The 12,665-nt window shown below is 64.5% G+C and carries 11 protein-coding genes; 5 read left to right on the forward strand and 6 right to left on the reverse strand.

From position 1 onward, the window contains the following. Nucleotides 1-8 precede the first annotated feature (8 nt). The 3 genes from mtnP to OHL12_RS08915 all read right to left on the reverse strand — a co-directional run bounded on the left by mtnP (nt 9) and on the right by OHL12_RS08915 (nt 4,068). On the reverse strand, nt 9-881 hold the full coding sequence (gene mtnP, locus OHL12_RS08905; RefSeq protein ID WP_263413474.1) for an S-methyl-5'-thioadenosine phosphorylase: 873 nt from the start codon (nt 879-881) through the stop codon (nt 9-11). Nucleotides 882-952: 71 nt separating this feature from the next. Continuing rightward, complete coding sequence (locus OHL12_RS08910) at nt 953-2,365, reverse strand: zinc dependent phospholipase C family protein (protein ID WP_263413475.1); 1,413 nt, start codon at nt 2,363-2,365, stop codon at nt 953-955. Nucleotides 2,366-2,475: 110 nt separating this feature from the next. Continuing rightward, nucleotides 2,476-4,068, reverse strand: a complete 1,593-nt coding sequence (locus OHL12_RS08915) for a hypothetical protein (RefSeq protein WP_263413476.1) — start codon at nt 4,066-4,068, stop codon at nt 2,476-2,478. Between the two features lie 65 nt (nt 4,069-4,133). On the opposite strand from OHL12_RS08915, the gene ygfZ reads away from it, so the two are divergent. From ygfZ to ribF, 4 genes are read left to right on the forward strand one after another with little or no spacing between them, the layout of a single operon-like run. Then, a complete protein-coding gene (gene ygfZ / locus OHL12_RS08920; RefSeq protein ID WP_263413477.1) occupies nt 4,134-5,162 on the forward strand; it encodes a CAF17-like 4Fe-4S cluster assembly/insertion protein YgfZ in 1,029 nt (342 codons plus the stop codon). 12 nt (nt 5,163-5,174) lie between these two features. Then, the gene (locus OHL12_RS08925) at nt 5,175-6,053 is read left to right on the forward strand and encodes a DUF1844 domain-containing protein (protein WP_263413478.1); all 879 of its coding nucleotides are present in this window, start codon (nt 5,175-5,177) and stop codon (nt 6,051-6,053) included. Between the two features lie 12 nt (nt 6,054-6,065). Next, complete coding sequence (locus OHL12_RS08930) at nt 6,066-6,860, forward strand: MBL fold metallo-hydrolase (RefSeq protein WP_317889812.1); 795 nt, start codon at nt 6,066-6,068, stop codon at nt 6,858-6,860. Beyond that, on the forward strand, nt 6,857-7,867 hold the full coding sequence (gene ribF / locus OHL12_RS08935; RefSeq protein WP_263413479.1) for a riboflavin biosynthesis protein RibF: 1,011 nt from the start codon (nt 6,857-6,859) through the stop codon (nt 7,865-7,867). The genes OHL12_RS08930 and ribF overlap by 4 nt, the downstream gene beginning before the upstream one ends. A gap of 292 nt (nt 7,868-8,159) precedes the next feature. On the opposite strand, the gene OHL12_RS08940 is transcribed toward ribF, so the two are convergent. Both OHL12_RS08940 and OHL12_RS08945 read right to left on the reverse strand, forming a co-directional pair. Then, nucleotides 8,160-8,939: an SDR family NAD(P)-dependent oxidoreductase gene (locus tag OHL12_RS08940; protein WP_263413480.1), complete on the reverse strand. Its 780-nt coding sequence runs from the start codon at nt 8,937-8,939 to the stop codon at nt 8,160-8,162. Nucleotides 8,940-8,949: 10 nt separating this feature from the next. Next, nucleotides 8,950-11,610, reverse strand: a complete 2,661-nt coding sequence (locus OHL12_RS08945; RefSeq protein ID WP_317889813.1) for a penicillin-binding protein 1A — start codon at nt 11,608-11,610, stop codon at nt 8,950-8,952. A 110-nt stretch (nt 11,611-11,720) separates the two neighbouring features. Between OHL12_RS08945 and OHL12_RS08950 the strand changes: the two genes are divergently transcribed. Continuing rightward, nucleotides 11,721-12,149, forward strand: a complete 429-nt coding sequence (locus OHL12_RS08950) for a ribosomal protein L7/L12 (RefSeq protein WP_263413481.1) — start codon at nt 11,721-11,723, stop codon at nt 12,147-12,149. Here OHL12_RS08950 and OHL12_RS08955 read toward each other — a convergent pair. Continuing rightward, nucleotides 12,146-12,553: a helix-turn-helix domain-containing protein gene (locus tag OHL12_RS08955; protein ID WP_263415103.1), complete on the reverse strand. Its 408-nt coding sequence runs from the start codon at nt 12,551-12,553 to the stop codon at nt 12,146-12,148. The genes OHL12_RS08950 and OHL12_RS08955 overlap by 4 nt on opposite strands. Nucleotides 12,554-12,665: the final 112 nt, after the last annotated feature.

The raw sequence follows: 12,665 nt of genomic DNA on the forward strand, positions 1-12,665 counted from the left end.
TCGCTGCGTTAGCCCTCGTACTTGTCGAGGAAGATGGCGAGCTTCTCGCGGGTGGCGGCGGGGATGAGTTTCTTGTCGGTCATGATGGCGTACTTAAGGGCGCTGGCGCACGGGGTGTCGCTGTTGGATTTGGGCAGGGCTCGGATGGCGCCGGCGAGGACGCGCTGGGCGTTGGCCGTGTTCTCGTGGATGACCTTGATGACCTGGTCGACGGTGACGTCGTCGTGGCCTTCGTACCAGCAGTCGTAGTCGGTGACCATGGCGAGGGTGGCGTAGCTGATCTCGGCTTCGCGGGCCAGCTTGGCTTCCTGCAGGTTGGTCATGCCGATCACGTCCGCGCCCCAGGATCGGTAGAGGTTCGACTCGGCGCGGGTGGAGAACTGCGGGCCTTCCATGTTGACGTAGGTGCCGCCCAGCTTGCCGACGACGCCTGCGTCATCGCAGCCCTGCTTGAAAGCTTTTGCTGCGACGGCGCAGACGGGATCGCCGAAGGCCACGTGGCCGACGATGCCGTCGCCGAAGAAGGTGGCGTTGCGGGCAAAGGTCCGATCGATGAACTGATCGGGGATGACGAAGTCGGTGGGCTTGTGCTCGGCCTTGAGCGAGCCGACGGCGCTGATGGAGAGGATGAACTCGACGCCGAGCGACTTCATCGCGTAGATGTTGGCGCGGAAGTTCAGCTCTGATGGCAGGATCCGGTGGCCGCGGCCGTGGCGAGCCAGAAAGGCGACCTTGCGGCCCTCGAGCGTGCCCAGCACGATGGTCTCAGACGGTGCGCCAAAGGGCGTATCAACGGTGATCTCGGTGGTGTCTGTGAGGCCGGGCATGTTGTAGAGCCCGCTGCCGCCGATGATGCCGATCTCTGCCTGCTGCTGTGCCACGTGTGTCGTCTCCCTGCGGGTGCGCGTGTGACTGCACCGTTGCTGAGTATAAGCGGTGTGGCCCGCGAGACTTAGTTGTCCCTGTCGTTGTCGTCTCCGTAGGTTTCGAAGAGTTTGTCGGCGTCGCGCGTGGGCATGCCCTGAAGGGTGACCAGGTCCTTCTGCACGGTGGCCCACTCTTGCGGCTTGTGCTTCACGGAGTAAGCCAGGCTCGTGTTGCTGAAATAGTTGAGGATCTCGGTCTTGACGCCGGGGGGCACGGGCTCGTTGGGCATGGCGGTGAGCCGATGCAGCAGGCGCGCGTAGGTCTGGTCGGTAAGAGGGTACCCCGCAGGCTGCACGACGTTTCCGGTGTCCAGGTCTCGATTGGCGAGCGGATGGTTGGGATCGCGCTGAGCCTGCGGCGGTGCGAGTGAGCGGAACATGGACGCCGGCAACGTGGAGTGCGTGTCCGCAGCGGCAGCGGTAGCAGCGCTGGGCACGGTTGTGGGCGGCGGAGTGAAGCGGTGCAGCGTGCGGTTGAGAGCGTCGGTCGCGCGGATCACGCTCTTCACGTATTCGACTTCGGTCTGGTCCGTAGGGCCTTTGACAGACACGAACTTGATGGGGCCTACCTTGGGCAGGATGTACAGCAGACCGGCGAGGCAGTAGGTGCCGATGCCCGCTTTTTTGCGGTAGTCATCCCAATGATTGTTGGTGGCTACCTGCTGCAGTTCGCGTTCCATGCGCTGGAAGTCGGCGTCCTGCACGTCTGCCGGTTCTTTGTGGCGGTGAAGAAGCGTGACGGCGTAGGCGATGCGCGGAAGAAAGCTGCGGACGGAAAAGCGATAGCCGCTGACGTTGATGCGGCGGCCGCGACGCTGGGTGAAATCTTCGCCGAGGCCGTAGGTCTGGTAGAAGGCGAGGGCGAGCTGCTTAGTGGGCACCTGAAGCCCGATCTGGCGAAGGTAGTGCACGGGAGCGAAGCGGTGGTGCGCGATCTCGTTGACGTCGAAGGCGAATTCGGTGCGCACATGTTGGCTGGGCCCCTGGGCGTAGTTCACGGAGTCGCCGTAGAGGGCGCGCAGCTTCGGGAACTCGACCGGCACCGAGCGGTTTGTCGCTTCGGAGTGGCCCACGGTATCGCCCACGTAGTGCGACAGGGCGCCGACGGCAAAGGCGAGTTCGTCGGCGTTGCCGGCGTTCCGGAAAAGATTGACGACGAAGTCGCCGGAGCGGACGTAATGCGTGAGGTCGGAGAAGAACTCATCGCCGAACGGGTAGTAGCCGATGTCCTGGATGACGCAGCCGCCGTAGGCGTAGGCACGCGCTTCCTGAAGCTGCGCCGCGGTGAGCGTGGGGTAGCGGCTGCGCAGGAGCGGAACGATGGAGCTGTCCCAGGTGAGGTCGATGAGTTGTTCGTGGGTCAGGACGGAGTAAGCGTGCGCCGCGGGAGTGGCGGCCAGCAAACAAGCCGCGAGGAGCAGACTGAGGCGCTTGCGCATGTCGATGAGAGGCTACAGCAACGCGGTGGGTTGTAGCGAGTTGCCGAGGAAGCGCGCGATCTTAACAAGTGCCCATACCCCTGGGGCATTGAGCTGGTGAGCGCTGTCTGCTATCGCAGGCTGAGCGGGACGATGTTGACCACCGTGGCAAGCCGGTTGTGCAGTTCGCCCGCTACGGGTAATTGGTTCGAGAGGCCTGCGTTTTGCAGCACGCCGTTGCCCTGCACCTCTCGCAGCTTCGCTTCCAATTGCTTTGCGAGGTCAAGCGGGAAACCCTCGCTGATGAAGACGGTGCGGTCGTCGAGCGTGAGCAGGATGTCGCCCTCTTCGCTGGTAAAGCGCAGGTGGTCGATGTCGACGTCGGTGCCGGTGGTGACCTGCTGCAGATGCTCGTACTTGCGCGGCAACTGGGTCGCGTAGACGCGCAGGAAGGAGCGCGCCGAGTCGGCGTTCTTCCAGCGCGAAAGGTAAAGCAGGCCGAGCGAAGCGGTGCTGGCCTTCTGCGCCGGCGTCACGTCTTTCTTCTGCGCGGCGTAGTAGATGCCGCCGTCCCAGTTGAGGGAGAGCGGACCGGCGATCTGTGCACCGCCGAAAAGTTCAGTGAGCATGCGGACGTCCAGCTCGCCCATGACGCCTATGTCGTAGGCGTTCCACTGCTTGTCGAGCAGCGGGTGAATGTCGGGTATGGCGAGCACGGGCACCGGAACGTGGTTCAGGTAGTCGTCGGGATGCAGGATTTCGTGCGAACTGGAGGGCGGGCGATCGAGCGCGCCGGCAAAGGCTGCATCGACACCGTTGCGCTGCAGGATCGCCTGCTCAAAGGTGACGCCGTTGGTGTACGGAAAGAGGAGGGATTGCTGCAGGACGAGCGGAGCGCGGGCGAGGATGGGTGAGCCGCTGGTATCGGACCCCATCTGGGCCAGGCGATCGCCCATCTGCGGAACGTCGCGGAGGGTCTTGCCGGTGTCGCGGATGCTGTAGTCGATGAAGGTGACCATGGCCTGGCCTTCGGTGACGGCCTGGCGCGCGGTGGAGGCCTCGTCGGTCTGGATGTGCAGGTTGTCCTCGCGCTCGTTGTGGCTCATCTCCTCGGGCTGTGGGTCGTTCCACTTCTCAAGGCCTACGCGGTTGTCCTGCAGAGCGTGGGTCAGCTCGTGTGCGATGACGGGCTTCTGCTCGTCGGGCTTGACCCAGTCGAGCAGGTTCATGGTGCGCGTCTTGGGTTCGTAGAAGCCGGCGACCTGCTCGCTGAGCAGTGACAGCAGGAACGGCTGCAGATCGAAGTCGCGGTCGAGCAGGCCGAACTTCTTCAGGACCAGCTCCGCGCGCTGCATGCGGCGCGTGCCTTCATCCTCGGCCATCTTGCGGCGAAGGATCTCGGTGACTTCGGCGCGGGTGTGGATGGCGCGCTTGATCGGCTTGTTGTTGGCGAGGTGCGTGTCTTTGCTGACAAAGGCCAGGATGCCGTCGACGGAGGCGAGCAGATCGTCGGCCTGCGCCTTGGTCAGATGGGTGTCGGCGTCGGACGGGGCGGGCTTAGGGGTGCCGGTCTGGGTTTCCGCGTTGCGCTGTGCGGACTTCTGCGCGCCCTCGGTGCCGGGCTTGGGAGCGACAGGAGCGGAGGCCTGGGCGAAGACTGTGGTGGCGGCAAGCGCGATTGGCAGCAGAAGCGAAACGCGGCGGAACGGCAGAGCTGAGGGCACTAGGAGAGGTCCTTTGGAAGGCGGCGGCGAGCGCTGCAGCGCGCGACGAGGCGTATCCTCAGTGTATGGGAGCGCTTGTGCCGGAGGCGACGCTGACAGGAACGGAAGGCTTGCGCGCACTGCGCTCTGGCGCGGGATGGACGCGGCTGGACGATCGCGGCTGGATCGCGGTGACGGGCGAGGACCGCGTGCGCTGGCTGAACGGCATGGTCACGAACAGCGTGCAGGCGCTGCAGCCAGGACAGGGCGCGTATGCGTTTCTGCTGAACGCGCAGGGACGCATCCAGGGCGATGCGACCGTCTGGTGCGAGGCGAACCGCCTCTTGCTGGAGACGGACCTTGCCCAGGTGAAGCCGATGATGGAGCTGCTGGACCGCTTCATCATCATGGACGACGTGGAGCTGGAGGACCTGACCGGGGACATGCATGGCTTGCTGGTCGCCGGGCCGCGGTCGGCGGAACTGCTGGCCGAGGCTGGGCTGGATGTGCCGCGCTCCGAGGAACTGACCCGGACGGAACGGCAGTGGGACTTTTCGCCGGTACAGGTTGTTCGGGCCTACAGCCCTGCTGTTCCACGCTATGAGATCTGGATGAGTTCTGCCGCAGCGCAGAAGGCTGACGTGAGCGCGTGGATGCAGGGCATCTCGCCAGTTGGGCGTGAGAGCTTTGAGCTGTTTCGGGTCGTGGAAGGTGTGCCGCGGTTTGGAGTGGACATCCGCGACAGGGACCTGCCGCAGGAGACGGCGCAGACGCGGGCGCTGCACTTCAGCAAAGGATGCTATCTGGGCCAGGAGATTGTGGAGCGCATCCGGTCGCGCGGGCAGGTGCACCGCACGTTTGCGCAGTTTGTGCTGGAGGGCGATGCGCCCGCTGCCGGGACCGAGCTGCTGGCCGAAGAGAAGCCGGTCGGAGTACTGACGAGCGTGAGTGCAGAGCCGATCGACGGAGCGACGCTTGCGCTGGGCGGAACGACACTTGCTCTGGGCTATGTGCGGCGCGAGGCAATCGAGCGCAGGCTGCCGCTGTCGTATGCAGGCGGAACCGCACGCGTGCGATTGGAAGCTCTGGACGGCAAGGCTGCATCCAACGCTTGAGATTTTGCGCGCGTGCCGCATGCACGACGCTTTTACGCCGGGAAGGACATTACCGTCATGGCCGAGCAAGACAAGCCATTTGTTGTGAACGATCGCCGCAAGTTCCGCATGGACGGCGAGTTGCGCGAGCCAGCGCCCGAACGCACGGAGAACGCGGAAAGTGCGGAGACGCCCGGCGGACCGCCGGCGACGGCCTTCTCTGCCGCTGAACCGACGCCGGAAAAGCACGCGGATGGGGGCAAGGTGATCTCGTTTGCAGACGCCGCGGCGCAGCACGAGCACACCCACACGGACCGCCCGCGCACCACCGAGCACGCAAGCGAGCCGATTCCCTTCCATTCGCACACCGTCACGCCGGAGCCGGAACCGGGCGAGAACGCCAGCGCAAGTGCAGGCGACGAGAACCTGCCTCCTCCGCCTACGGCGGAAGAGATGGAGCAGGTGAAGCGCGCCTACGACAGCACCGCCGAGCGGCTGGACACGGTAATGCGCGCCAGCAACCCTGGTGGCGAGCATATGCCGCCCATGGACTTCACGCGGCTGGTGCAGTCCGTGTACATGAGCGCGATGGTGCAGATGGGCGCGGGCACGCCGCAGGGCGAGCAGGCACGCGTAGACCTGATGGGCGCCAAGCAGAGCATCGACATGCTGAGCACGATCGCCGAGAAGTCCAAGGGCAATCTGGACAGCCGCGAGCAGTTGCTGATCGACTCCGCGCTGTTTGAGTTGCGGATGGGATTCCTGGAGATTACGCAGTTGCTGGCGCGGCAGGCGCAGACCCGGCAGCCAGGCCCCGGAGGTTTCAGCGGATCGGGCGGCTTTAGCGGTGGCCCCGGCGGCTTTGGCGGACCCGGTGGAACGACCGGCGGCGGCCCGCGCATCGTTTCCTAGGCGCGCGGCCGGATGGGAACGTTGAACGCGAAGCTTACCTTTCTTGGAACCGGAACCAGCATGGGTGTGCCCACGCTGGGTTGCGATTGCGCGGTGTGCACGTCTGCAGATGTGCGCAACGTGCGGACGCGTTCGTCGATCGCGCTGGAGTACGCGGGACGCGTGGTGCTGATCGATACAGGCCCGGACTTTCGGCAGCAGATGCTGCGCAGCGGCCTGCGCCAGGTGGATGCGGTGCTGTACACGCATGGGCATGCCGACCACGTGCTTGGCTTTGACGACCTGCGGCCGCTTACCTTTGGGCGCGGCGGACCCGTGCCGGTGTATGCCGACGATCCGACCGCCGACGTACTGGAGCGTGTGTTTGAGTACACGTTTCGCAAGGTGGACAAGTATCCGACCAGCGCCAAGGTGGCACTGCACCGGTTGAGTGCGGAGCCGGGCACGGCAGTGTCGCTGTTTGGAGCGTCGTTCGAGCGGATCCCGATGATCCATGGGCGGAACAGCATTGGCGGGTACCGGTTTGGCCAGGCCGCCTACCTGACGGATATGAGCGACTTGCCCGAGGCGAGCTTTGACCGCCTGCACGGGCTGGACGTGGTGGTGCTGGATGCCCTGCGACGCGAGCCGCACCCCAGCCACAGTCACCTGGAAAACAGCGTGCGGATCGCGGAGAAGATCGGCGCGCGGCGCACGTTCTTTACCCACATTGCGCACGAGCTGGACCATGCGGAAGTAGCAGCCGAGTTGCCGCCGCATATTCAGCCGGCATACGACGGGCTGCAACTGGAGTTCGTCATCGCATGAGCTTTGTAGCGCAAAGTGAGGTTTCTCCGTCAGCGTGCGCGGTCTTCCGCAGCATCGATTCGGTGCCTGAAGATTTCGGTCCGAGCGTTGTGACGGTGGGTAATTTCGATGGGGTGCACTGCGGCCATCGTCGCGTGATCGGCGAAGTCGTCGCGCGCGCCCGGGCGCTGCAGGCGAAGGCTGTGCTGGTCACGCTGGACCCGCACCCTGCCGTGATCCTTCGGCCCGATCAAGCGCCGAAGCTGATTACGCCGACGCCGGAGAAGCTGCGGTTGCTGTTGCAGACCGGGCTGGATGCGGTGCTGGTGATTCCCTTCACTGCCGAGCTGGCGCGTACCAGCGCGCGGGAGTTCGCCGCGACCGTGCTGCGCGATCGGTTGCGCGCCGTGGAAGTGTACGAGGGCGAGAACTTCCGTTTCGGCTACCAGGCCGAGGCCGATATCGCAGGCCTGAGCGAACTTGGGCGAGAGTTCGGATTTCGCGTGGAGGCGTTCCAACCGGTCAAGATCGCGCGTGGCGTGGTTTCGTCGTCGCGCATTCGACAGGCGATTGCCGCGGGCGACCTGACCACGGCCAGGCACCTGCTGGGGCGAAGCTTTGCGGTGCAAAGTACGCCAGCGCGCGGCCGCGGGTACGGCACCCAGTACGCCGTTCCCACCGTGAACCTGGCAACGTACGAAGACCTGCTGCCAGCGAACGGTGTGTACGTGACCGAGATGCGTATCGGCACGGGCGAGGAAGTAGTGACGTTTGAGAGCGTCACGAATGTTGGGAACCGGCCGACGTTCGGACCGGACAGCTTTGCGGTGGAAAGCTTCCTCTTCCGGTTTCGCCCGATCGCACTTGGGGAAAGCACGCCGGTTCGGCTCACATTTCTGAAGCGGTTACGGGAAGAGCGCAAGTGGCCCTCGCCCGAGGCTCTGAAGGCACAGATCGGCCGGGATGTGGCGCGAGCCGAGCGATGGTTCGCGCTGCGGCGGGCGCTCGGCGGAGCTTCGCAGGGGTAGACGCGCCTGTGCTTCACACAGGGCCGAAGCGGTCTGAAGCAGCAGGAATTAGGAACTGGCTGGACTTGCGGGCGTGGCCGCTCGCGGTCGGAACGTGATCCAGGTACATGCCGCATTTTGCTGCGATGAAGTTGAAAGCTTCGCAAAATCGACACGGCACAGGGATTGCCTGCGTTCACAGCGAACTAGGATTTTCCCTAGTCAGTGGCGGCTGTGGCCGTCGTCTATGACGGTATTGGCAGCACTAGGGGAAGGGGGCACTCGGCCATTTCGAGGGCCCCTATTTTTGGCCTCAGGAGGCGTCCGGCAGCCGTTCGCCGGTAATGCGTTCGCACGCATCGATAAACTTCTGCTGCGACTCCTGCCGCTGCGCATCTGGCAGTACTTTGCTCTCGCGCAGGTGGTAGAAGTAGCGGCCCGTGACAGTGGCAGCAGGATCGTCACTGGTGGCAAGCCACACCTGAGTGAGATGCCCCTGTTCCAGGTCGTCGCTGGCGCCGGGGCCGCCCATCTTGGTCTGCACCCAGCCGGGTGTCATTGCATTGCTCAGCACGTTGGGCCACCGTCTGGCGATTGCGAAGGCGAGCAAGACGTTGTGCAGCTTGGAATCAGAGTAGGCCTGGTGCCCACTCCAGGGACGCGAGTCCCAGTTCAGATCCTGAAGGCTCGGATCGCCCTGCAGGTGAAGCCCGGAACTGACGTAGACCAGACGCGTTGGTGCAGGCATCAGCGCAGTAAGCAGGTAGGGCGCCACGCTGTTGATGGCGAAGAGATGGGCCAGGCCATCCTCAGTCACAATGCGCTTCGGCTCACGGTAACCAATGGCAGCGTTATGGATCACAGCGTGAAACCGGCCGGTGGCGTTGGCCTGCTCCGCCACACTGCGGGTCTGCCGCAGGCTGGACAGGTCGCCGGTGAGCACGGCTTCTGCCTGCGGAAGTTTGCGCCGGGTCTCTTCTGCGCGCTGTTCGTTGCGTGCGTGCAGAACGACGGAGTGACCTTGTTCGAGGAGCAGCTTGGCGGCCATCAAGCCCAAGCCATCCGAGGAGCCGGTGATGAAGATGCGAGCCATCGCTACTCGTTTACTGAGGCGGAGCCGTTGCGGGCCGCTGGGTCTTGGGTGGCGTCTGCGGTCGAGTGCTCAGAGGAGTCGCTGTAGCACCTGTGCCCGCGGGAGGGGTGTAGGGGCGATAGGGTCCGAAGGGCGATGCAACCAGGCCGGAACGGGGCGTCGTAGCAGCCGGCGCGGGCGATGTGCGTGGGGAAGGCGCTGCGGCGGGAGAGGGCTGTGAATCCGCCGGAGCTGCATCCGAAGGAGCGTCAGACGGTAGGGCGTCGGGCGACGGAGCATCCGCTGGTGGCGCGGCCGACTTCGGCCCGTTGTCGTCGCCCGAGTCTTCCGAATCGTCGCTGTCTTCTTCCTTCTTCGGAGCAGGAGCGGTCGAGGCGCTGTTGTCCGTCGTGACGTCGAGTTGCTTCTTGAGCGCGCCGCTCGGGAACTGTTCGTTGGGCGTGCGCGCGATGGCAACCTTCATGAAGTTGATCCACGCCGGCAGAGCGGCCTTGGCGCCCTGTTCCTTGTCGCCGAGCGTCTGGCGATTGTCGTAGCCGATCCACGTGCCACAGGTGACAGAGGGCGAGAAGCCGATGAACCAGGCGTCGGTGAAGCCGTTGGTAGTGCCGGTTTTGCCACCGATCGGGTGCTTCAGTTCGGCACCGGCGCGGGCCGCGGTGCCGAAGGTGGGAACGGCCTTGAGAAGGGTCATCATGGTGCGCGCGGTTTCGACGCTGATGACCTCTTTGGCGCGTGCGGCGTTGGAGCGCAGCGGCACGCCGTCGGACTGCACGACCCGGCGGATCACATGCGGCTCCACGCGGATGCCGTCGTTGGGAAAGACCGCGTAGGCGGCCACCTGCTCGTTGAGCGTAATAGACGCGGCACCGAGCGCGACGGGCAGAAACGCCGGAATGGTTTCGGTGATGCCGAAGCGGTGCGCGACTTCGATGACCTTCTTGATGCCGACCTTGTTGGCGAGCTTCAGCGCCGGAATGTTGCGCGACTGCGCAAAGGCGGAGACAAGGCTCATGGTGCCGGCGTAGTTGGGCTCGTAGTTGTGGGGCGTGTACGGGCCGTTGGGCGTGTAGAAGCTGGTGGGCGCGTCGACGATGGTGTCGTAGGGCTTGGCGCCGGCTTCGACAGCGGCGGTGTAGACGTAAGGCTTGAACGACGATCCGACCTGGCGCTGGGCCTGCGTGGCGCGGTTGAACTGCGACAGGTTGAAGTCGCGGCCGCCGACCATGGCGAGCACTTCGCCGTTGGAGTTGTCCATGGCCATCATGCTGCTCTGCGCGCCGGAGTCCTGCTGCAGCGAGGCATGCATGGTGCCGGCTTCCGGAGCATCTTCGACGCGGACGTAGACGATGTCTCCGCGCTGGAGAATGCTGGCTGCGGAGACCGTGGTCCATGCCCAGTCCCGGGGCAGGATTTCGGCGTAGCGCTTGCCGATGCGCACAAGGATGTGGCGCGCGTTCACGTCCATGACCAGGGCGTGGATGTAGCCGCCGGTCTGGGGCGTGTCGACCCAGTCCGGGTGGTTGTAGGTGTCCAGCTCCTGACCCTGGGCGAGCACGTTCTGCAGCTTGCCCTTCCAGCCGTGGCGACGCTCGTAATCAGCCAGGTTGTCGAGCACGGACTTCTCAGCCGCCTGCTGCAGGTCGAGGTCAAGAGTCGTGTACACGCGCATGCCGCTGCCGTGTACCTGGTCGGTGCCGTACTCCTGCTCCAGCTGGCGCCGGACCTCTTCCACGAAGTAAGGCGCAACGGTGACCGGCGCCGGCTCAATGTGCAGTTGCAGCGGCGTGGACACGGCCTGCTGGTAGGCGTCCTGCGTGATCTTGCCGTCTTTCAGCATCTCGCTTAGCACCAGATTGCGCCGCTTGATGGCGCGATCGGGGTGGCGGAGAGGCGAGTAGCCGTTGGGATTCTTGGGCAGGCCGGCCAGCAGCGCGGCTTCGGCCAGCGACAGGTCGTGCAGGTGCTTCGAGAAGTAGTGCTCGCTGCCGGCTTCGAAGCCGTAATTGCCGCTGCCCAGGTAGATCTGGTTGGCGTACAGCGTGAAGATCTGTTCCTTGGTGAAGTGGCGCTCAATCTGAATGGAGAGCAGCACCTCCTGCAGCTTGCGGGTAAAGGTCTGCTCAAACGAGAGGAACAGGTTGCGCGACAACTGCATGGTGAGCGTGGACGCGCCCTGGCGGCGGCCCTTGCTGCGGATGTCTACGATGGCCGCGCCCACCGCGCGGAAGAGATTGATGCCGGCGTTGCTTTCAAAGCTCTTGTCTTCGATGGACAGAATCGCATCGTGCAGGACGGGCGGGATGTCCTGGTAGCCGACGACGATGCGCTTTTCCAGAGCGAAGGAGCCGAAGGTCCGGCCGTGGATGTCGAGCAGTTCGGTGGTAGTGCTGGGCCGGTAATGCTCCAGGTCTTCGATCTGGGGCAGGTCGGTGACGGAGACGAGCGTGAGGCCGGCCAGCGCGCCGAAAACCGCCGACATGGCCAGCAGGCTGAGGAAGATGGCGCGGCGCGCCTTCCGGCGCGTGGGAAACCAGCGGTACCACCGCTCGCGGAGGCTGTGGGGCAGCCACGCCGGAACGTAGCCGCGCTCCGACGCAGGCCGGGTGGGCGGCGCAGCCGTATCTCGGCGGGCTCCGCTTTCGGGTTCGCGAGTGGGAAGCGTAGCCACAGCAAAGCTTACGGTATCATGCGGCCGCCACCGAGAACGGGCGACTCCGGCGCTGGTTCAGCAATCTTAGAACGTGAGGTGCGGTGATGAACGTAGTTGGCTGGATTGTGATGGCTTTTGTATTAGGTGTCCTGTTTGGCCGGTTGACATCGCGCAGCGGTACGTCTGGTCATGCACATCCGCTTGCGCCAGGCTCGCCGGATCTGGATTTGGGACGGCCCTCAGCTATCTCCTCGGCGGATGCCCCGGGTGGCCCTTATGCCGTGACGCTGCTGGATCAGGGATCTAACCTGATCCGAACCATCAAAATGGTGCGCGAGGTCAAGCACCTAGGCCTGAAGGATGCCAAGGACTTTGTGGAATCAGCGCCGCGTCCGCTGATCCGGGTTGCGTCCGCGGACCAGGCGAACGCGATCGTACGCGCGTTTCAGGGTGTTGCGTCGGTGCGGGTGGACGGCCCCGAAGGTGTGCACGAGGTCAAGGACTATGGCTATAGCCAGTTTCCTCCGCCGAACCGTGACACGACTTCCGCAGGCTAGACCAGGGCGGTCTGGGCGAACTTTTTCACCATTGCGAGCAGGAGCTTGCGGTCGGATTCGGTCAGGTGCGCGCTGTACCGCTGAATCTGGGTGAGGAAGCGAATGTCGTCTTCGCTGAGCGACAGCGACTGCATGTCACGCGCGATTGCCTCTTCGGCGAAAAACTGGCTGAGCGGCAGGCCCAGCGCGCCGGCGATCTTCTGCAGCGTGTCCAGCGACGGAACAGTGTGGCCGTTCTCCACGCGCGACAGGTAGCAGCGCAGCAGGCCGGTACGCTTCTCCACATCGCCCTGCGACATGCCCTTCTGGAGGCGGTACCCACGGATTGTCGAACCGATATTCATTGCCGCGGGGACCGGTGTTTCCTCCGGCGGGGCGTTCCGCGCCGGAAACATCATGTGCATGTCAGCCATTGACCGTAAAGTAACGACCAGTTATGGCAGTGGCAAGAACATTCGTCGCAATCAGCGCTCCTGGAACCTCTGCGGATGCGTATCCAGCCTGAGGCTTGCCGAG

The organism is Terriglobus aquaticus, assembly GCF_025685415.1.
Lineage (GTDB): Bacteria > Acidobacteriota > Terriglobia > Terriglobales > Acidobacteriaceae > Terriglobus > Terriglobus aquaticus.